Here is a 21137-nt window from a genome sequence, read left to right on the forward strand (position 1 = left end):
AGAAATACCACCAAAAACTATGAACGGAACATTAAATAAAGTGATGCTTATTGGCCATTTAGGCGATGATGTGAAGATGCATTATTTTGATGGAGGAAACTGCATCGGGCGTTTTCAGCTGGCTACCAATGAGGTATACATCAATAAAACGACCAATGAAAAAATAACTTCCACAGAATGGCATAATTTGGTTGTTAGAAACAAAGCAGCAGAAATTTGCGAAAAATATCTCTCTAAAGGAGATAAAATATATGTCGAGGGAAGAATCAAATCTCGTCAATGGCAAGCCGAAGACGGGACTACAAAATATACGACAGAAATTCAGGTTACAGAATTTACTTTTCTGACTACCAAAAAAGAAACTGCACATACCAAACAAAATCAAGAGGCAGAACCAACAAAAAATACTAACTTTGATGCTCCTAATGAAGGGCTTCCAATTAATGATCTGCCTTTCTAAGACATGTTTAACTAATTTTATGCAATTTGGACCCAGAGCCCAGTTTACTTTTTTCTACCAATCTTGACGCCAATTTAATTATTGGTTTCGTCGGAATATTTATTTTGTTATTTCTTTCAGCTATAGTTTCAGGGGCTGAAGTTGCTCTCTTTTCTTTATCGCAGCAAGATATCGATGATACTTTAAATGATAATCTTGCAAAAGGTAAAATTATTTCCAATTTATTAGATAAACCTAAAAAGCTTTTGGCAACATTACTCGTTGCAAATAACTTTTTTAACATTGGTGTGGTTATTCTGTTTGCTTACATGGGGCAGAATATTTTTGCTAGTGTAAGTTCGCCAGCTTTCAAATTTACGCTCGAAGTTGTTTTGGTTACTTTTCTAATCTTATTGTTTGGCGAAGTGCTTCCAAAGGTTTATGCGAGTAGAAATAGTATTCGTTTTGCCAAACGTGTGGCTTATCCGTTGGCGTTTTTAGATAAAGTACTTTCTCCTATAAGTTTGCCAATGCGCGCTGTTACTATATATTTGCAGCATAAATTAGGGAAACAAAAAAATAATTTTTCAATCAATCAACTTTCTCAGGCGTTGGAATTGACCGATTCTGAAGGAACTTCAACAGAAGAACAAAAAATCTTGGAAGGAATTGTTTCTTTTGGAAATACTGATACAAAACAGGTAATGAGTCCGAGAATTGATATTTTTGCATTGGAAATATCAGAAACATTCGCTGAAATTTATCCAAAAATAATTGAAACAGGTTTTTCTAGAATTCCAGTTTATCGTGATAATATTGATCAAATAGAAGGAGTTCTTTTCGTAAAAGATTTACTGCCTCATATTGATAAGGAAGAATTTGATTGGGCGTCTTTGATTAGAGAAGCTTTCTTTGTTCCTGAGAATAAAAAGCTTGACAATCTTTTAAAGGACTTTCAAAGTTTAAAAAGCCACTTAGCCATTGTAGTTGATGAGTATGGAGGGACTTCTGGATTGGTTTCTTTAGAAGATGTTATTGAGGAAATAGTTGGAGATATTAGCGACGAGTTTGATGATGAAAATTTAAACTTCTCGCAAATTGATGATAATAATTTTCTTTTTGAAGGAAAGATAAATCTTAAAGATTTCTACAGAATTGTAGATGTTGATGAGGATGTTTTTGAGTCTCATAAAGGAGAAGCAGAAACATTGGCTGGATTTATCTTGGAAATTTTAGGTAATTTTCCGAAAAAAGATCAAAAAGTGCCTTTCGAAAACTGTGTATTTACAGTCGAAACAGTTGATAAAAAGCGCGTAAAACAAATAAAAGTAACAATAAATAAAAATGTTTAATAGAATACTTTCAATAGCAGCAATTTTACTTGCTTTAACGGTTATAAGCTGTAAAAATGATGTCTTGCCAAAGCCAACAAGTTTTTTACGATTAGATTATCCAGAAGCGAAATATGTAAATTTTGAGAATACTTGTCCGTTTGCTTTTGAAATGAATGAAGATGCTATTATTAAAGGTGAAAAAGAATGCAGTTTTGCAATCACGTATCCAAAAATGAAAGCAACAATTTATTTGACTTATAAGCCTGTAAACGGTAATATTGATAAATTACTACGTGATGCCCAAAAATTAACGTACGAACATGTAATTAAGGCAGATGATATTTTAGAACAACCGTATTTAAACCCACAAAAAAAGGTTTACGGAATGTTTTATCAAGTTGATGGAAATGCAGCGACAAATTCTCAGTTTTACGTTACCGACAGTACAAAACACTTTTTAATTGGTTCGATGTATTTTTACGCAAAACCAAACTTTGACTCCATTATGCCTGCCGCGAGTTATGTTAAAAACGATATGCAGCGTTTGATGGAAACGTTGAAATGGAAATAAAGAAAAAAGAGATCCAAATTTGGATCTCTTTTTTTATGATAAATCTAAGGAAAGGATGGATGTGTTGAAAGGTATGGGAAAGAAGTTTAAGCTAAAATTTAGCAACTTGTAGGTGTATAAAAAACAAAGAATTTCTCAACTGTCTTGCTTGTTCTGCTATTTTTTGCTTTAATTTTATAAATGTACCTAGTAGTGAAAAAATTGGTATTAATTTTATCTAAAGATTTAATATTTCTGACTTCATTTAACCATTCAGATCCACAATGCTTCTCAACAGCAATTTTGAGTTCGTCTATAGTAAAGGATATTGGATTGTTTGTTTTATCATTAATAATGGGAAATTGTAAATCTTTTCTGTTGACTTCTAATTTTGTCCATTCTGATAAGTGATTTTTCCAGTCTTCTAAAATGCACAATGGTTGTTCGAGTTCTTGTTTGGAATATATCCCTACTTTTGTCTCAAATTGTCCAAACAATTCTATTTCATCAAATTCAGGTTGATCGATTTTGAATGGTCTTTCCAGTAAATAACCAGGGTCTAGATAAAAGACGGCTGTATCATTTTTGGTTTCGTAAATATTATCATTTATGTGTTCGTCTTTCCAGCTTGTATCAAAATCTTTCATTGAAATCGATAAATCTGAAAATTGAATTTGGATATCTTCTTTTGAGTTGTTTTTTCTTTCTGTAATGGATTTTAGATTTTCTTTTTTGGCTATAGTCTCTTTTTTATTTGGTTTTTCTTTTTGTGTCTTTGTTTTTTCATTACAAGAAAATAACAACATGCATGTTATTAGAATTGGAAAAGTAATTTTCATGAACTAAATCTGTTTGAATGATGTTTCTATATTAATGAATCGTTCGCTTTGTAACAAATATAAATTAAAAAGGCGTTCAAATTTGAACGCCTTTTTTTGTCTTGAATTCGAGTTAAGATTTAAAATTCGAAACTTTATATGTTTTTCCGTCTCCTGTTTCTTGAACTACTTTTGTTAAAGATTCAGGATTTTGGATTGTTTTGTCGAAACTTACTGTTGCTGTTTTCTTGTCAAAATCGACTGTTGCTTTGTCAACTCCGTCAAGATTTGCTAATTCTTCTTCGATTGTTTTAGCACATCCCATAGCGCAAGTCATTCCTTCAATTTGGAAACTTGCTGTTTGAAGATTTTCGGCAGCAATTGGTTTGTGTTCTTTTGGAGTAGTTTTTTCGGCATTTACAACTTCAAGACTTTTGTCTTCTGCCTTTTTACAACCAACAAATACTAAACCAGCAATTGTTGCGGCGATTAAGATTTTTGAAATTTTCATTATATATAAATTTTAAATTGCGAATTACTTTCCTGCAAAATTAATAAAAAGAGCGCGCTCAGTTCGTAAAATAATTACAAATTTGCAGTAAATTACAATTTATGGATACAAAACAGTCAAAGTGGATTTACCTAACGATTCTTTCTCTTATTTGGGGGAGTTCTTTTATTTTAATAAAAAAAGGACTAATTGGCTTGACTGCTATTCAAGTAGGATCGTTCCGAATTATTTTTGCAGCGCTTTTTCTGTTGATTTTTGGTTTTAATAGCTTAAAGAAAATCTCTAAACGCCAGTGGAAATATGTTGCGATCACTTCGTTTTTCGGAACTTTTATGCCTGCTTATCTTTTTGCAATTGCCGAAACTCAGGTAAATAGTTCAATTGTAGCCATTTTAAACTCGCTGACGCCTTTAAATACTTTAGTTTTAGGAATTATAGCTTTCGGAATTCAGTTTCAAAAAAGACAAGTTTTAGGTGTTTTCGTTGGTCTTGTAGGTTGTCTTCTTTTGGTTTTAAGTGGCGATTCTTCTTCAGGAAGTCAAAACTATATTTATATTTTGGTGGTTGTTATTGCGACCTTAAGTTATGCGATCAATGTAAATCTGATTAAAAAATATTTGCATGATTTGAATTCGGTTAGTATTACAACCGGAAATTTTGCAGTTTTATTTTTGCCAGCATTGATTATTTTAAGTACAACTGATATCAATCAGAAAATACATTTGGTAGAAACGCAACATTCTATATTTTTTGTAATGATATTAGGTGTTCTGGGAACCGGAATAGCCAACATTCTTTTCTTTAAATTGATTCAAATGTCATCGCCTGTGTTTGCAACATCGGTAACATATTTGATTCCAATTGTTGCTTTTTTCTGGGGATTATTGGATAATGAATTTTTAACGCCAATTCAATCGATTGGAGCATTCGTTATTTTGATTGGAGTTTATTTATCGGCGAAAAAGTGATTTTTTGGTTATGAGTTATGAGTTATAAGTTATAAGTTATTTGTGAAATAGTTTTCTGCTTTGCTTGGTCTTACATACTTTATAAAAAAGCTTTGTCAAAGTTCAAAACTTTGACAAAGCCTTAGAATCTTAGAAACTTAGCACCTCAGTACCTTAGTTATCTTATATTAAAGAAAATCTTTCTCAGAAACTCCTTCGTTGATTTTTACATCAGACATTTTAATATCCAATTCAAAACCAACATTCTGAACTAAATTAAAAGGAACTTTAACACCTTTTACTTCTTTGTAATCATTGAAATTGGTGATTTGTTCTGCTGATTTTCCGCCCTGTTCACGAACTTTTGATTCAGCGGTTTTTAGGCCTGATTTCACATCGTAATAATAGGTTGTTTTGCCGTCTTTGATAACATAAGCATCGCTTCCGTTGATTGGTGCAATTCCATCTACTTTTAAATCGGTTCTTTTTGCCAGTTGTAATTCTTCAAAAGGAGCTGCGTTGGCTTTCATTTCAGCTAAATCGTCGCCTTCAAGGTTTTTTCTTTGTCCTTGTTGTTCTACATAAGCGCCTTTTTCGTTAACTACCTGTTTCATTAAAGTCATTGTTCCCATTGAAAGAGAAACCATCATTTTTCCTTTTGCATCTGATTTAGAAATAAAAGTTAATGGAGTAGGAGCTTGTGGTATAGAAGTCGTTCCATTCATAAAAAGTGTTTTTACAGAACTAACCGCTTTTTCTCCGCCAATTGCTTTAATGTAATTTTCAAAAACAGTTTTAGCTGTAAGATCTTTTGGAGCTTCTTTTTTTGTTGAAGGTTTTTCAGTAGGATTTCCATATTTGTCGAAATACGAAATCGGAATTTGTAGTTTTTCTAAACCTGAAATTACATCAGATCCTTTTCCAACAATAACAATTCGCATATTATCTAATAGGAAATATTTGTTTGCTACGCGGTAAATGTCATCTGCGGTAACATTGTTGATCGTTTGAATGTATTTTTCGTAGAAATCAGCTGGAAGTTTTTCTGTTTCAATGTTCAAAGCATAACGTGCAACAGCCTGAGGTTTTTCAACCTGCATAACAAATCTTCCAATATAACCAGCTTTTACGTTTCTTAAAACTTCAGGATCGACTCTTTCAGTACGAATTCTTTTGATTTCTTTAATGAATTGCACAACAGCACTATCTGTAACAGTATTTCTAACTGCCGAAGAAGCTTTGAATTTAGTTACATATTTTCCGCTTCCAATACTTGAATTTGCGCCATAAGTCCATGCGTGTTGTTCGCGCAAGTTCATGTTTAAATAGCTGTTGAAATCACCTCCTAAAATTTGATTTGCAATAACAGCAGGGAAAAAATCTGGATCACTCATTTTTAAATTCACAGTATTTACCAGTGAAATTTCAGACTGAACTGCATTTGGAACATCTACAAAATCAATTTGTAATTTTGAAGGATTAATAGGATCAGGATAAATGTTTTTTGGTGCTGCTTGTTTTTTCCATCCGCTAAATAGTTTTTCTACAGCTTTTTTTACGTCTTTAAACTTTACATCTCCAATAACTACTAAATAAGCATTTTCTGGAACGAAATAAGTTTTGTAATTGTTTTGAATATCTTCTAACGTAACATTTTTTACAGTTTCTTCAGAAAGATATTCGCCAGTTGGATGATTTTTTCCAAAAGCTAAAACATCAACAACTCTATTTGAAATCGCTGGAACGCTTTTTTCGTCTGCTTTAAGTCCTTCTAAAAGTTTTGCTTTTTCTTTGTCAAATTCTGTTTGTGTGAAATTTGGCTGTAAAGCACCTTCGGCTAAAAGTTCTAAAACACGTCCAGAATATTTGGATAATGAACTCGCATAAGCGCCCTGAGAAGTGAAATTGATATTAGCTCCATAAAAGTCAATTTCTTCATTAAAAGCTTCTTTGGTTGTTTTTTTAGTCCCGTTTCCAATCAAACTGCTTGTTAATTCGTCAACTCCTTTTTTATTGCCTTCAGTAAATGGTGCGTTGTCTAAAGTAAGTGTAAAACTTACTCGAGGCAATTTATGGTTTTCAACAATCAAAACTTTCATTCCGTTTGCTAAAACAAAGGTCTGTGGTTTTTTGATGTTGACTACTGGGGCGTTACCTGGTTTAGGTTGTGGACGATCTTGTGCTTGCATAATTCCAGTTAGGAATAAAAGGATTAAAAAAGTATATATTTTTTTCATGATTCGATATTCTTAGTTTTGAGATTTAGGCGTCGGAATATAATCTAAAATTAAGCGCTGATTAGGATTTAAATACTTCTTGGCAACTTCCCTAATTTCTTCTCTTGTTATAGAGTGGTAAATGTCGATTTCGGTATTGATCAAATTTACATCGCCATAAAGTAAATAGTAAGACGCAAGATTTTCTGCAATTCCTTCTACGCTAGAATTTGCATTTACATAATTGTTATCGAATTTGTTTTGTAATTTCTCATAATCTTTTTCAGAAATAAGATCGGTTTGAATTTTTACTATTTCTTCGTCTATTTCTTTTAAAATATCGGCAGTTGTGTTTGGAGCCATTGGTAGACCATATAAAATATACGTTCCATAATCTTCCTGACTGAATCCTACGGCGCCAATTTGCAGGGCCATTTTTTTGTCATCAACTATTTTCTTGTAAAGTTTAGAACTTTTTCCATCACTTAAATAAGAAGAAATTAAATCTAAAACTCTAGCGTCTCTGGTTTTCATTGAAGGCGTTCTATATGAAGCAACAATCATTGGAATCTGAATATTCGGATCTTCATAAGTCGCTTTAATTGGCTGCGTGATTGGATCTTCTACAAAAGTTTGTTTTTTAACTTCTTCACCTCTCGGAATCGGTCCAAAATATTTCTGAATCCATTCTTTGGTTTTGGCTTTTTCAAAATCTCCTGCAACTACTAAAACAGCATTGTTTGGAGTATAGAATTTTTTATTGAAAGCTTGAAATTCTTCTAAAGTTGCGGCATCCAAATCTTGCATAGAACCAATTGTAGTCCATCTGTAAGGATGTTTTTTGAACATGTTCTTTTTAACTTCCGAAAGAATATTTCCGTACGGCTGGTTGTCGTAACGCATTCTTTTTTCTTCCTTAACTACTTCGTTTTGGGTGTCAACACCAATTTTATTAATAATAGGATGCATTAATCTTTCAGATTCCATCCATAAACCAAGTTCTAGACTGTTGGAAGGAAAAACTTCATAATAATAGGTTCTGTCATCAGATGTGTTGGCGTTATTAACTCCTCCATTTGCGGTAACGATTTTCATCCATTCGCCACGTTTGATATTTTGGGTTCCTTCAAATAATAGGTGTTCAAAAAAGTGAGCGAATCCAGTTCTGTCCGGGCGTTCATCTTTTGATCCAACATGATACATTACCGATGTAATAACAACAGGAGCAGAAGGGTCGTTGTGTAAAATAACATGAAGACCGTTATCTAAATTGTATTCTTCAAAAGCTACTTTTTGAGCATGAGCTACTCCGCCAAGCATTAATGCAGCACTTAACATCATTATTGATTTTTTCATAAAGATTAATAATTTTATATATCAAACAAGAGTAGGTACACAAGAGTTGATTTTAGTTACATCAAAAATAGTTTTTTTTAATTATCAATAACAGATTTGTTTACAATTACATGATATTTTAACAATCTTTTACTTTAAATAAATGCGTTTTTGGTTTTAAAAATGCTTGATATACAGTGTTTTTTGCGAATGAAATATTTTTGCTTTTAGGGATTGCACAGTAAATTTTTAGTTGTATATTTGCAACCTTAAAAATCAATAAATCAATTTGGTATGTATGCAATCGTAGAGATAGCAGGGCAACAATTTAAAGTAAGCAAAGACTTAAAGGTTTATGTTCACCGTTTAGCTAACGAAGAAGGTTCAAAAGTTTCTTTTGACAAAGTTCTTTTATTAGATGACAATGGAAATGTAACTTTAGGCGCCCCAGCTATAGAAGGTGCTTCAGTAGAAGCTAAAGTGTTACAACACTTAAAAGGTGATAAAGTTATCGTTTTCAAAAAGAAAAGAAGAAAAGGATACAAAAAAAGAAATGGTCACAGACAATATCTTACACAAATTGTAATTGAAGGTATTACTGCAGCAGGAGGAACTAAAAAAGCAGCAACTAAAAAAGCAGTTGTAGCAGAAGAAGCAGCTACTGAAGAAGTAGAAGCTCCAAAAGCAAAAAAAGCAGCTCCAAAAGCAAAAAAAGAAGCTACTAAAGAATAATAACAATATTTAAACTCATACGTCATGGCTCACAAGAAAGGTGTCGGTAGTTCGAAGAATGGTAGAGAATCAGAATCAAAACGTCTAGGCGTTAAGATTTATGGTGGTCAAGCTGCTATTGCTGGGAACATCATCGTTAGACAAAGAGGTTCAAAACACAATCCAGGTGAAAACGTTTACATCAGTAAAGATCATACTTTGCATGCTAAAGTTGCTGGAGTTGTTAAGTTCCAAAAGAAAAGAGATAACAAATCTTATGTATCTATTATCCCATTCGAGGCATAATAATCATAGATTACTTTTTATAAAAAACCCGTTCAGAAATGATCGGGTTTTTTGTTTTTATATTTTTAGAAAGACTTTAAAAACTTATATTTACTTTTTGCATTTGTTTTTATGTCTTAAATATTAAAAGTTGAAAAAAATAATACTACTTATACTGCTGTGCTGTTTCAGTACGTATGCAAAAGCTGTTTCAGATAATACTAACAATTATTTGAATTCGTTAAGTGAGGAACAAAAAAGCGTTTTGTATGAATTGGCGGTTCTTAAAAAGAATGGTTTTGAAACAGAACAATTCTGGCTGAAACATAAAAATCAATTTCCACAATTTGATGATAAAGTGAGAAATGAACTGGCCTCGCAAGTTTATGCTCATTCTCATATTGTATATACTCCGCCTAAAAATTCATCTATTCAGTTCTGGATAGAAGCACAATCGCTAACCAATTGGATGTTTTACTTGTCTGCGTTTATTGCTATTTGTGCTATTATTGCTTTGTTTAAAAGATATTGGAATTTGCTGATTGATTTCATAATTAAACATTTTACACCTTTGTTCAGGTATTTGTTTTCGCCAATTTTATTGACTTATGAATTGTTGGTCATCAGTGTTCTTTTTATTTATTATGGGGTTTCTGTTGAAGAATTTGTGCTGCGCACAGTCCTTATTCATGTCGGATTGTGTTTGTTGTGGAGTCAAACAACAGCTGTTTTTGCCAGAGAATATCTAATGAAGCGATATATTTTTAAGATAGAGAATAATTTTTGGGGAGAAAATCCGTGGGAGGCTGTTAAAACAATTTGTTTGCCTGCATTATGTCTTACCCTTGCACTTTTGTACGTATTGTATAAAGTTCCTCAGGATGTTTTTTATAACTATGAAATCGTACTTTCAGGAATTGCGGCAATTTATGCTTTGCCTTTCTGGCGTGTTCTTGAAAAATATTTATATCCGGTTTTGTTGCCTTTTAAATCTGATAATAGGGAAAGAAGTATAAATTCTTTGGCCGGTTGTACAGTAGTTGCTCTAATTGTGGTCATTGCGCTTATTTTTCAAAATAATTCTCTTTTGTATAATGTCATCTCGGCGTTACTAGTTTTGTTGTTAATATCGTTTCTGATTTTGTCTTCAAAGTTTAATTATAGGTACCATTTTGGGAATTATTATTATCTGCAATTTATAATAATGCTTTTCTTAGGTCTGATTTTCGGGTATGGTTTTAAGCATCATTTTAATGAGATTGTGTGGTTTTCGTTGTTAGGCACAAGTACTTATATTATGATAAAATACTTTGAGATTTTTTCATTCTTCTCAGATTGGAAAAGAGGAAAAGCTTGGGCTTGGAAACTGCTTGGGGCAGCTTTATTACTGTGGTTGTTAGCTAAAGGGATTTTATATGTTTCTAAGGTAATATTCATTCTGAACCCAACATTCTAAAAAGAAAAAACCTTTGTCAAAGTTCAAAACTTTGACAAAGGTCAATATGATAAAGATTGGAATTTGGAATTTTTAAAATTGAAATTTAATTATCCGTATCCTTAGTTTCTTCTAAATCCTCAGTCTTACGTCCTACTTTTACTTTTGGATTATCTTGGGTTCCTGTAACGGTTAATGGAATTCCAAAAATTCCGAAAGGAGGTAATCCTAAACGCATTTTTAGATTTAATCTTCCGTCAAGGCTTGATGTTCCTTCGATTCTTGGTCTAAAACCTGCAAACTTAAATTTAAAGCGTTCTACAGTTATAATATTGTTTTTAACCGTGGTTTTAATATCAACTTTTGAAAGATCTGGGTTTTTCATCGATTCCGAATTGGTTTGTTTGCTTACGGCATTAAACATTTTCAAACCTCTTACTTTCACATCTTTTACAGAAAGAACCCCGCCTCCAGCAAGTGAAGGATAAACAGGTTCCATATTTCCGTTTAAACGACCTTTTAATTGGTAATCTAAAGAAACAATTCCTTGTGCTTTTTCTGCTGCACTTGCCATTTTTCTAAAAACTTCTATTTCGTTATAAGCTCTTTTAATGTCAAAATCAGCCGCTTTGATTGAATAGTCAAAATTAGCTTTTTGAGGAGTTACAGCCTGATAATTGGCATTCATAGAAACCTTGCAGCCAATTAAATCAAAACCAGTATTCTGCATGGTTAATTTTCCATTTTTCATGCTTAGATTTCCAGTTGCATTTTGCAGATTTAATTTGTCAAAATTTACTTTTTGCGCATTTGCTAGCAATTGTAAATTCAAGTTTGTTGGAACAATAATAACGCCTGTTTGTTTATTGTCGGTTGGTTTTGCTTCTGGTTTCGGTGCGTTGTTTTGTGTCACAGAAGCATTAGGATTTGTGCTAGACATAAATTCGTCAACATTGATATATCGCGCCGTAACTTTAAAAGAACCTCTTAAAACGCCTGTATTCGTCGTAACATAATTGATTACGTTTTGTAAATAACCGTTCATTTTAAAATCAGATTGTCCGTAAGCAGCCAAGAAATTATTGAAAGACATTTTATCCTGATTGATTTTGAAAATTCCTTCTTTAATGATGAATTTTTGTGGAAGATATTCAGAAGCAATTCCGATATTTCTTAATTCAAGAGTTCCTTTATTGTTCAATTTGCTGTAGTTTCCTTTTTCAGCGTCACTTTGTTTTCCTTTTAAAGCTAAATCAGCTTTGATGAAACCATCTAAATCAAGACCTTTTTGCGAGAAAACTTTATAAATTTTATTTACGTCCAATTCGCCTTTTGCTTTTACATCATAATTTAAATCATCAAAATTGCTCAAATCAGCTTGTACGAAAACTGGTTTTCCTTCAAAAGTAAATTGAGTTGGTTTTAAGCTTACTTGTAAATCCTGAAAAGTTCCTTTTTGGTTTTCAATCTTAGATTTAATGGTAATGTTTGTAATTGGATTTGGATAATAAGGTGTTTTTAAATATCCGTTTTCTAAATCAACTACACCGTTTGTAACAGGAAAACGTTTGTTTTTCTGGTCGAATATTCCGTTTGCTTTTAAATCTCCAGTCAAAGCTCCTTTTAATTCAATATCAGGAATTCCGAGTGCTTTAGTCAATTTTTCAAGATCAATTTTTGCTTTAAAATCAGCATTAATATCTGGTGTATTAATTCCCTTAACCAAAAACTTAGATTTCAAATAATCCTGATTGATGTTTAAAGCCAAGTTTTTAGCATCAACAATTACTAAATCTGGATTTAGCGACGGAACTGTTGTTTTGATATCTAAATTTAAATTGGATACAGGAAATGCACTTTTCTGATAATTCACAAATCCGTCTTTTATTTTTACATCCAAATTCAGATCTGGTGCCAAGTTTTGCGAAGTAATATATTTTCCTTTCAAAGTAAAAAGAAGATCTGTTTTTCCTTTTAGCTCTGTTTGAGAAAGCCAAGTAATGTATTTTGGCGGAAACGCTGTGAAGACATCATATAGTTCGCTATTGTCAGATTTAATAACAAAATCCATATTATAGCCATCCTTCAAAATATCAAATTTCCCTTTAAAATCAACCAAAAGCTGATTGATTTTTAAGTTGTTTTGTTGAAAGAAAAAAGAAAGCGAGTTGATGTTTACTTTAGTAATCAAATCGGCATCAATCTTTTTGTTCATTAAATAAGGCTCATCTTCATAAACAATATTTAATTTTTCAATTTTAGCTTTTGAATATAAATCGAATACGGCTTTATTCAAATCTCCTTTTCCTAAATAGTTAAAGCCAAAAGCATCAAAATGAACTTTTGTCGATTTGTCATCGTAAACAATTTTACTATTTAAAATCTCAATTCGTTCTAATTTTAAGGCCGTATCAGAACTGTCTTTGGATTGTGAAGCTTGTTCTTGAGATTTATAAATGTTGTAATTAGCTTCTCCATTCGGATTCACTTTTACATTAATAAAAGAATCGGATAAATAAATCTGGTCAATTTTTACCGATTTACTAAAGATCAAACTCGCTACATTTATTCCGAAAGAAACCTCTTTGGCAGTGATGAATTTTTCGTTTTTATAAGGAGCAGAACCATTTAAACTTAAATTGTCTAAGGTTAAAGTAAGCGAAGGGAAATGACGAAAAAAAGAAACGGAAACATCAGAATAATTCAATTCTGCGCTCAATCTTTCGTTAGCGGTTTTTTTGATCTGCTCTTTTATTTGATCTTCAAAAACGATAGGCGTTAAAAATAATAATCCTAAAATAACAGCGAAAGTTATTCCGAAATACTTCGCAATTTTAAATACGATTGATCTGGATTTACTTTTTTGCATAACGAGTTGTGTGGTATTTAGATGTAAAAACTATAGAAAAAAGAGCGTAATTTATCCGTGAACGGTTTCGTTTTTACCATAATTGGTAATAATAGAACCTTCATATTCAATCCATTCTTTCCATCGTTTATCGATGTCGATATTGTCTTGATATTTTCTAGCAAAACCTAAAAATGTAGTGTAATGTCCAGCTTCAGAAATCATTAAATCGCGATAGAATTTTGCTAAATCCTGATCTTGAATGTTTTCAGAAAGTACTTTAAAGCGTTCGCAACTTCTAGCTTCGATCATCGCAGAAAACAGTAAGCGATCGCAAAGTGCATCACGTCGACTTCCGTCTTTTTTCATGAATTTAAAAAGCTCATTTACGTAATGATCTTTTCTTTCGCGACCTAAAGTAAGTCCGCGTTGTTTTATAATGTTGTGAACCATCTGAAAATGCTCTAGTTCTTCTCGTGCAATTTCAAGCATTTCGGTTACTAATTCTTCTAATTCAGAGTTATACGTTACGATACTGATCGCGTTTGAAGCGGCTTTTTGCTCGCACCAAGCATGATCCGTTAAAATTTCTTCGATATTCGATTCCACGATATTTACCCAACGAGGGTCTGTAGCTAATTTTAATCCCAACATAATTTCCAGAATTTAGTTCTGCAAAATTAGTGTTTTTTTATGACCAAAAATCAGGAAATATCGTGGTATTAAGCTTAAAAAAGCATTATTTTGTATGTTCAAAAAAAATGCAATGAATCAGATAAAAAAACTTTTAATTATTGGGTTTGTCTGGCCTGAACCAAATTCTTCTGCAGCGGGCGGAAGAATGATGCAATTGATTTCGATTTTTAAGCAAAACGGATTCGAAGTTACTTTTGCCAGTGCTGCGCAAGACAGTGATTTTATGGTTGATTTGTCTGAGTTTGGCGTAATCAAAAAAAGCATCGAGCTTAATTCTTCGAGTTTCGATGATTTTGTTTTAGAATTAAATCCAGATGTTGTTTTGTTTGATCGTTTTATGATTGAAGAACAATTCGGCTGGCGAGTAATCGAAAAATGTCCAAATGCCATTCGAATTTTAGATACAGAAGATTTGCATTGTTTGAGGACAGCAAGACAAAAAGCCTTCAAAGAAAGCAGAACTTTTGAACTTTTTGATTTATTGTCTGAAGAAGTAGCAAAACGAGAAATCGCAAGTATTTTAAGATGTGATTTGTCTCTAATTATTTCTGAATTCGAAATGAATATTCTAAAAGAGGTTTTCAGAATTAATGAAGATTTACTGTTTTATCTTCCGTTTTTGGTTGATGAAATGAAAGAAGAAGAACTTTTAAAATTACCTTCTTTTGAGGAAAGAAAAAACTTTGTGTTCATCGGAAACTTTCTTCATGAACCCAATTGGAATACCGTTCAGCATTTAAAAGAAGCAATCTGGCCTTTGATAAGAAAGGATTTTCCAGAAGCTGTTTTAGAAGTTTATGGAGCATATCCTTCTCAAAAAGTATTGCAATTGCATCAGCCTAAAAATGGTTTTTACATCAAAGGAAGGGCAGAAGACGCCAATGAAATTGTAAAAAAAGCAAGAATTGTTTTAGCGCCAATTCGTTTTGGAGCAGGATTAAAAGGTAAATTATTAGAAGCCATGCAATGCGGAACGCCAAGTATAACAACTTCGATTGGTTCTGAAGCAATGCATGAAAATTTACCTTGGAACGGTTTCATCGAAGATAATCCAGCCGAATTTGCTAAAAAAGCAATTGCACTTTATCAAGAAGAAAATCTTTGGAAACAATCTCAAAAAAACGGAATCGAAATCATCAATAAATGTTATCAAAAAAGCACTTATTCCGAGAAATTGATTGCATTGACAAATTCATTTTTGGCAGATTCCAAAAATCATCGTCTGCATAATTTTATGGGCAATTTATTGCAACACCACGCATTTAAAAGTACCATGTACATGTCAAAATGGATTGAAGCGAAGAATAGGTAATCAGTCACAGTCACAGTCACAGTTTGCAGTAACTAGTGACTGCGACTGAAAACTGCGACTGAAAACTAATCTAAGCTTCCATTTTTCCAAAGCCTACTGTTTCACGATAAATTTGTGGCGAAACATCGGCATTGGTTTTGAAGAAACGACTGAAATAATGTTCGTCGTCATAACCTAATTCGTAGGCGATTTCTTTGACTGTTTTGTTGGTCAGGTATAATTCTCTTTTGGCTTCAATAATAATGCGTTCCGAAATCAAATCGGTCAAGGTTTTATTGAAATAATTCTTAGATAATTTGGCTAAAGCTTTTGGCGAAATATTCAGTAAATCAGCATAATTTCCAGCTGAATGTTTGGTTTTAAAATTCAGTTCGATTGCGTCTTTTAGATTTTGAAGAATAATAGGTTCTTTGGTATCAGGAACCGATTTCATTTCTTCTAATTGCTCCGTTTTTAATCTTGAAGCTGTAATTAAAAAGATTTTCAAATACGAAATAAGCAATTCGTATTGCGCTAATTCTGCATTCTGAATCTCCGTTTTCATTTGATCAATAACCATATTAAAAGTCAATGCGGCTTGTTCCGTAACTTTCACATAAGGAGGCTGATAAATGTTATTGAATAAAACGCCATTGCAAGAAACCTCTTTCTGGTGCATGTGAATACAATAAAAATCAGGATGAAAATGAATCGCAATTCCTTCAATTTCTTCATTTACGCAAAGCATAAACGGCTGATATGGAGAAAAGGCGAGAAGTGAGTTTTCTTCAAAATGATGTTCTGCAAAATCGGCTTTTACTTTGCCTTTTCCTTTGGTAACCCAAATCAAAGAATAATAATTATTTCGCTGTAAATGGTCAAAATGGCTGTTGTCATCAAAAGAAAGAATCTTAAAAGCCAAATTACCATTCTGCGGATTTGTTAAAGTGAAAACATTTTGCGAACTCATGATTTATTTCATTTTTGGAAATATAAAGATAGCTCTCAAATAAATTCGGAGCTATCTTTATACATTGTTTTTTGTTATTGTGAAAGTGCTGTTTAATTATACTGCAGGAAAATCAATTTCAGTATTCGCTAAATTGTTGAAGTAGTTTGTTAATACGTTCAAAGCTGTATGTGCAACAGTTTCGGCAATTTCTGCATCAGAAACTCCAGCATTTTTAGCTTTGTTTACATCTTCGTCGTTTACCAAACCATTTTTGCTGATCAAAGTTTTAGCCAATTGCAAAATAGCTTCTGTTTTCGCGTCATCAGAATTTCCTGTTCTCGCTGCTTTTAAAACTGCTGGATCTGCTTTAACTAATTTCTCTCCAATAAAAGTGTGAGCTGCTAAACAGTAATCACATGAATTGCTTTCTGAAACTGCCAAGGCGATTAATTCACCTGTTTTTGCACTCAATTTTCCGTGGCTCAAAGCACCGCTTAAATTTAAGTATCCTTCCAAAACTGCTGGAGAATTCCCCATTGTTCTCATCATGTTCGGAACAACGCCTAATTTTGCTTGTACAGCGTTGAATAAATCTTTAGTTTTTCCTGTTACTTCTTCTGGGTTTAATGCTGTTAATCGTGTCATTTTATTTAATTTTTAAAGTTGTTATTTGTTGTTGTCTTTTGACATTACAAAGTTGCAACTATGACAGATTTTAGAACATGGAGGATTGACGCTATGTGATGGATAATTTTCCCTCTCTTTATTTTCAGGAGCTAATCCAGCTTTCCGCTTCAAGTCCTCGCACAAAAGCCTGATTTTTCTAAGCCATAAAACGAGCTTCCGTTGGTCGCTGTTTTCTGGCAAGAAAAATCAAGCTTTTGAGCTCCGGGCTTTCCACTTCAATCTGGGCTAGGGCACTCGTTTTTATAAGATGTTTTTTAGGAATAAAAATTCCAGAGGAATGAAATATTTATAGATTAATTGTCTAGGATATTTAAAAAAGCTCCAGCGGAGCGACATATTTATAATCGAGATAACTAGATGTGTCGCTCCGCTGGAGCTTTTTTTGAATTGAAATTAATTATTTCTATACATATTTCGTCCCGCTGGGACTTATCAATAATTTAAAAGAGGTTGTCTTCATAAAGACAACCTCTTTTAAATTATTTTTTTAGTTCTCAGTCTCATTTGTCAGTCGTAGTTTGTGAGATGAAAACTGTGACTGCGACTGAAAACTAAATACTATTTCAAAACACCTTCAACAGCCTGAATAGTCGTAGCATGATAACCAGACTTCGCTTTTTCAAAAACTTGTTTCGCCCACACTTTTCCTTCAGGAGTTTTAACCATTTCTTTATAAAGCATCATAACAGATCCAGTTCTGCTGATTCCAATTAAGAATTGCTCGATTGCAGGATAAGCTGGTTTGTATTGGTGAATTAATGCCTGAACAAACCACTGACGTTTAATGATAAAATTTCCACCTTTTGTAAAGTTGAATTCTTTGTCAATGGCATCCATTTCTGCAACAGTAATATCAGCAGGAAGATGGTCTATAAAATGCTGTTTCTCTGCAGTTGTGGTGATTTTTTTGCTTAATCCCGCAACACCAGTTTCTCTCCAGCTTTTTTGAATAGCGTCAATCGCATCAAAATCAGGAGAACTTACAGGAAGAATATTTGACGGAATTCCTGGTTTGTAAATCCAATCTTCTAATTTGATTTTATCTGCTAAAGCTTTGTCTCCTTTGATTAAATTTTCATTGATATATTTAACAAAATCTTCTGTTGTAATTGATTTGAATGCATGAGAATCAAAGTAGTTTTTAATAAACGGATCGAATTTTTCACGACCAACAGCATTTTCAATAACTCTTAAAAAAGCATAACCTTTTACGTAAGGAATCATACTAATTCCGTCATCAGGATTTCTTCCAGTCAAACTAACTTTTAATCTAGTGTCTGGACTTGTATCGCCATATTCAGTAACATTATCAACCAATTCTTTGTTGGTGATAACGTTTTGCATTTCAAATTCTTTCTTTCCAAAGATTGCTTCGCCAATTCTGTGTTCTACATAAGTTGTAAAACCTTCGTTTAACCAAATATCATCCCAAGTTGCGTTGGTAACTAAGTTTCCGCTCCAGCTGTGTCCTAATTCGTGTGCTAATAAACTTGTCAGCGAACGATCTCCTGCAATTACGCCAGGCGTTAAGAAAGTTAAGTTTGGATTTTCCATTCCGCCATAAGGGAAACTAGGCGGTAAAACCAAAACGTCGTAACGTCCCCAACGATATGGTCCGTATAATTTCTCAGCAGCATTAACCATTTTTCCAAGTTCAGCAAATTCGTATGCTGATTTCTTTAGCATTGATGGTTCTGCGTATACTCCCGTTCTGTTGTCAATAGCTTGAAATTCAATATCTCCAACTGCAATCGCCATTAAATAAGACGGAATTGCTTTGTCTTGTTTGAAAGTATAAATTCCAGTACCGTTTTTCTTCTGCGGATTTACAGCGCTCATTACAGCCAATAAATCTTTAGGAACCGTAACTGTTGCATTATAAGTAAAACGAATTCCAGGCGAGTCTTGACACGGAATCCAAGTACGAGACCAAACGCTTTCTCCTTGAGAGAATAAAAATGGTTTCTTTTTGTCTGCCGTTTGTTCCGGTTTTAACCATTGCAAAGCAACAGCGTCTTTAGTTGTGTTGTAGTAAATGTTTACTTTAGTTGTATTTGGTTCAATGGTAATATGAAGCGGTTTTCCGTGAAATTCAGTGTCTTTTCCAAGTTCGAATTTGGTTTCTTTTTCGTCGTTGCCTAAAGTTACTTTTGTAATTTCTAGTGTATTTTCGTCGAAAATAATTTCATTTCCTTTGCTGATATTGTCAATTGTCCAAGATGCTTTTCCTGAAATAGTTTGCGTATCAAAATCAACTTTAATGTCAAGGTCAAGATGTTTTGCAACAGCAAGTTCTGGTTTAGAATAACTGTGTTCATCGACAACGGCTGTTGTTTTTTCGGTTTGTTCTTTTTTCTGGCAGGCAATTGCTGTCAGAAACAAAGTTACAAGGATTAGTTTCTTCATATTATGAGGTATTGAATTTGAGGATGAAAATTAAATAAAAAATCCCGTTTTGAATAAACAAAACGGGATTTAATTATAAAATTAACAACGATTACGCCAACATTGTAACTGGACTTTCGATGTATTGTTTTAATGTTTGTAAGAACTGAGCTCCAGTTGCACCGTCAATAGTTCTGTGGTCACAAGCTAATGATAACATCATTGTGTTTCCAACTACGATTTGACCGTTTTTAACTACTGGTTTCTCAACAATTGCACCTACAGAAAGAATTGCAGAGTTTGGTTGGTTGATAATTGAATTAAATTCAGTGATACCAAACATTCCAAGGTTAGAAACTGTAAATGTGCTTCCTTCCATTTCTTGTGGTCCTAATTTTTTGTTTTTAGCTCTTCCAGCAAGATCTCTAACACTTCCGCCGATTTGAGATAAACTCATAGCATCTGTAAATTTCAATACAGGAACTACTAATCCGTCTTCAACAGCTACAGCAACACCAATGTTTACGTGGTGGTTGATGATGATAGCATCTTCTTTCCAAGTAGAGTTGATTTTTGGGTGTTTTTTCAATGCTAATGCACAAGCTTTGATTACCATATCGTTGAAAGATACTTTTGTGTCTGGAACGCTGTTGATAGCAGCTCTTGCTTGCATAGCTTCGTCCATGCTTACTTCAATCACTAAGTTGTAGTGAGGAGCAGTAAATAATGACTCAGATAAACGTTTAGCAATGATTTTACGCATTTGAGAGTTTTTGATCTCTTCTGTGTAAACTTCTCCAGCAGGAACAAATACTTTTGGAGCAGCAGCTTTATCTTCAGCTTTAGCAGCTGGCGCAGAAGCAGCAGTTTGTCCTTGTGCAGATGGAGTAAAGTTTTCGATATCGCTTTTCACGATACGACCGTTTTCTCCAGATCCTTTTACTTGAGATAATTGGATTCCTTTGTCAGAAGCGATTTTCTTAGCTAATGGTGAAGCTAAAATTCTTCCTCCGTTAGAATTGTCAGCTACAGTTTCAGTTGCTTTTTCAGCAGCTGGAGCAGCTTTTGTTTCTTCAGCAGCAGGAGCGCTTGCAGTTGCAGCACCTCCGGCAGTAAAGTTATCAGCAACTCCAGAAATATCAGTCCCTGCAGGTCCAATGATCGCTAATAAGCTGTCAACAGGAGCAGTACTTCCTTCTTGAATTCCGATGTATAATAATGTACCAGCATTGAAAGACTCAAACTCCATAGTAGCTTTGTCTGTTTCAATTTCAGCTAAGATATCACCTTCAGCAACAGTATCGCCCACTTTTTTCAACCAAGTTGCTACTGTACCTTCTGTCATTGTATCACTTAAACGAGGCATAGTTACAACTATAACTCCTTTTGGTAATTCAGCTGCTTTTGCAGGAGCAGCAGTTTCAGCTTCAGCAGCAGGAGCGTCCGCTTTTGGAGCTTCAGCAGCAGGAGCATCACCACCAGCTAAAAGAGCAGAAATATCTTCTCCTTCTTTACCAATGATTGCTAATAATGAATCAACAGGAGCAGTTTCTCCTTCTTGAATTCCGATATGTAAAAGAGTTCCTTCGTTAAAAGATTCGAACTCCATTGTTGCTTTGTCTGTTTCAATTTCAGCTAAGATATCTCCTTCGCTTACTTTATCGCCTACTTTTTTAAGCCAAGTCGCTACCGTTCCT

At 33.4% G+C, this 21137-nt stretch carries 18 protein-coding genes; 8 read left to right on the plus strand and 10 right to left on the minus strand.

Features of this window, described 5'->3' with window-relative positions:
* Window positions 1–19: 19 nt before the first annotated feature.
* Genes VGE71_RS01065 through gldD form a run of 3 tightly spaced genes read left to right on the plus strand, consistent with a single transcriptional unit; the run spans window position 20 to window position 2344 of the window.
* Window positions 20–460 carry a single-stranded DNA-binding protein gene (locus VGE71_RS01065; protein ID WP_144219780.1) on the plus strand — a complete coding sequence of 147 codons (441 nt, stop codon included), beginning with the start codon at window positions 20–22 and terminating at the stop codon, window positions 458–460.
* Between the two features lie 26 nt (window positions 461–486).
* Window positions 487–1791, plus strand: coding sequence for a gliding motility-associated protein GldE (locus VGE71_RS01070; RefSeq protein ID WP_331136646.1), 1305 nt, complete (start codon window positions 487–489; stop codon window positions 1789–1791).
* Window positions 1784–2344, plus strand: coding sequence for a gliding motility lipoprotein GldD (gene gldD, locus VGE71_RS01075; RefSeq protein ID WP_144215572.1), 561 nt, complete (start codon window positions 1784–1786; stop codon window positions 2342–2344). The genes VGE71_RS01070 and gldD overlap by 8 nt, the downstream gene beginning before the upstream one ends.
* Window positions 2345–2442: 98 nt before the next feature.
* On the opposite strand, the gene VGE71_RS01080 is transcribed toward gldD, so the two are convergent.
* Both VGE71_RS01080 and VGE71_RS01085 read right to left on the minus strand, forming a co-directional pair.
* Window positions 2443–3162, minus strand: coding sequence for a hypothetical protein (locus VGE71_RS01080; protein ID WP_331136647.1), 720 nt, complete (start codon window positions 3160–3162; stop codon window positions 2443–2445).
* A 112-nt stretch (window positions 3163–3274) separates the two neighbouring features.
* The gene (locus VGE71_RS01085) at window positions 3275–3652 is read right to left on the minus strand and encodes a heavy metal-associated domain-containing protein (RefSeq protein ID WP_331136648.1); all 378 of its coding nucleotides are present in this window, start codon (window positions 3650–3652) and stop codon (window positions 3275–3277) included.
* 101 nt (window positions 3653–3753) lie between these two features.
* Here VGE71_RS01085 and VGE71_RS01090 point away from each other — a divergent pair, with 101 nt between their 5' ends.
* The gene (locus VGE71_RS01090; protein WP_331136649.1) at window positions 3754–4620 is read left to right on the plus strand and encodes a DMT family transporter; all 867 of its coding nucleotides are present in this window, start codon (window positions 3754–3756) and stop codon (window positions 4618–4620) included.
* Window positions 4621–4787: 167 nt separating this feature from the next.
* Here VGE71_RS01090 and VGE71_RS01095 read toward each other — a convergent pair whose 3' ends face one another.
* Both VGE71_RS01095 and VGE71_RS01100 read right to left on the minus strand, forming a co-directional pair.
* Window positions 4788–6836, minus strand: coding sequence for a pitrilysin family protein (locus VGE71_RS01095; RefSeq protein WP_331136650.1), 2049 nt, complete (start codon window positions 6834–6836; stop codon window positions 4788–4790).
* A gap of 12 nt (window positions 6837–6848) precedes the next feature.
* A complete protein-coding gene (locus VGE71_RS01100) occupies window positions 6849–8171 on the minus strand; it encodes a M16 family metallopeptidase (RefSeq protein WP_144215567.1) in 1323 nt (440 codons plus the stop codon).
* A 273-nt stretch (window positions 8172–8444) separates the two neighbouring features.
* Between VGE71_RS01100 and rplU the strand changes: the two genes are divergently transcribed.
* The 3 genes from rplU (at window position 8445) to VGE71_RS01115 (ending at window position 10602) form a co-directional block, all read left to right on the plus strand.
* Window positions 8445–8882, plus strand: a complete 438-nt coding sequence (gene rplU / locus VGE71_RS01105; protein WP_331136651.1) for a 50S ribosomal protein L21 — start codon at window positions 8445–8447, stop codon at window positions 8880–8882.
* Window positions 8883–8906: 24 nt separating this feature from the next.
* Window positions 8907–9167, plus strand: coding sequence for a 50S ribosomal protein L27 (gene rpmA / locus VGE71_RS01110; RefSeq protein WP_111367867.1), 261 nt, complete (start codon window positions 8907–8909; stop codon window positions 9165–9167).
* A gap of 130 nt (window positions 9168–9297) precedes the next feature.
* Window positions 9298–10602: a hypothetical protein gene (locus tag VGE71_RS01115; RefSeq protein ID WP_331136652.1), complete on the plus strand. Its 1305-nt coding sequence runs from the start codon at window positions 9298–9300 to the stop codon at window positions 10600–10602.
* An 85-nt stretch (window positions 10603–10687) separates the two neighbouring features.
* Here VGE71_RS01115 and VGE71_RS01120 read toward each other — a convergent pair whose 3' ends face one another.
* Together VGE71_RS01120 and VGE71_RS01125 are read right to left on the minus strand one after the other, a co-directional pair.
* Window positions 10688–13450 carry an AsmA-like C-terminal region-containing protein gene (locus VGE71_RS01120; RefSeq protein WP_331136653.1) on the minus strand — a complete coding sequence of 921 codons (2763 nt, stop codon included), beginning with the start codon at window positions 13448–13450 and terminating at the stop codon, window positions 10688–10690.
* 51 nt (window positions 13451–13501) lie between these two features.
* Window positions 13502–14083, minus strand: coding sequence for a tRNA-(ms[2]io[6]A)-hydroxylase (locus VGE71_RS01125; protein WP_144215565.1), 582 nt, complete (start codon window positions 14081–14083; stop codon window positions 13502–13504).
* A gap of 112 nt (window positions 14084–14195) precedes the next feature.
* Here VGE71_RS01125 and VGE71_RS01130 point away from each other — a divergent pair, with 112 nt between their 5' ends.
* The gene (locus VGE71_RS01130) at window positions 14196–15437 is read left to right on the plus strand and encodes a glycosyltransferase (protein ID WP_331136654.1); all 1242 of its coding nucleotides are present in this window, start codon (window positions 14196–14198) and stop codon (window positions 15435–15437) included.
* 70 nt (window positions 15438–15507) lie between these two features.
* Here VGE71_RS01130 and VGE71_RS01135 read toward each other — a convergent pair whose 3' ends face one another.
* The 4 genes from VGE71_RS01135 to VGE71_RS01150 form a co-directional block, all read right to left on the minus strand.
* Window positions 15508–16386: a helix-turn-helix domain-containing protein gene (locus tag VGE71_RS01135; RefSeq protein ID WP_331136655.1), complete on the minus strand. Its 879-nt coding sequence runs from the start codon at window positions 16384–16386 to the stop codon at window positions 15508–15510.
* 96 nt (window positions 16387–16482) lie between these two features.
* On the minus strand, window positions 16483–17013 hold the full coding sequence (locus VGE71_RS01140) for a carboxymuconolactone decarboxylase family protein (RefSeq protein WP_331136656.1): 531 nt from the start codon (window positions 17011–17013) through the stop codon (window positions 16483–16485).
* A 600-nt stretch (window positions 17014–17613) separates the two neighbouring features.
* On the minus strand, window positions 17614–19461 hold the full coding sequence (locus VGE71_RS01145) for a hydrolase/aminopeptidase (protein ID WP_331136657.1): 1848 nt from the start codon (window positions 19459–19461) through the stop codon (window positions 17614–17616).
* 91 nt (window positions 19462–19552) lie between these two features.
* Window positions 19553–21137: 2-oxo acid dehydrogenase subunit E2 (locus VGE71_RS01150; RefSeq protein ID WP_331136658.1), on the minus strand; the 1585-nt coding region annotated here is incomplete at its 5' end.

The sequence above is a fragment of the Flavobacterium sp. genome, assembly GCF_036405015.1.
GTDB lineage: Bacteria > Bacteroidota > Bacteroidia > Flavobacteriales > Flavobacteriaceae > Flavobacterium.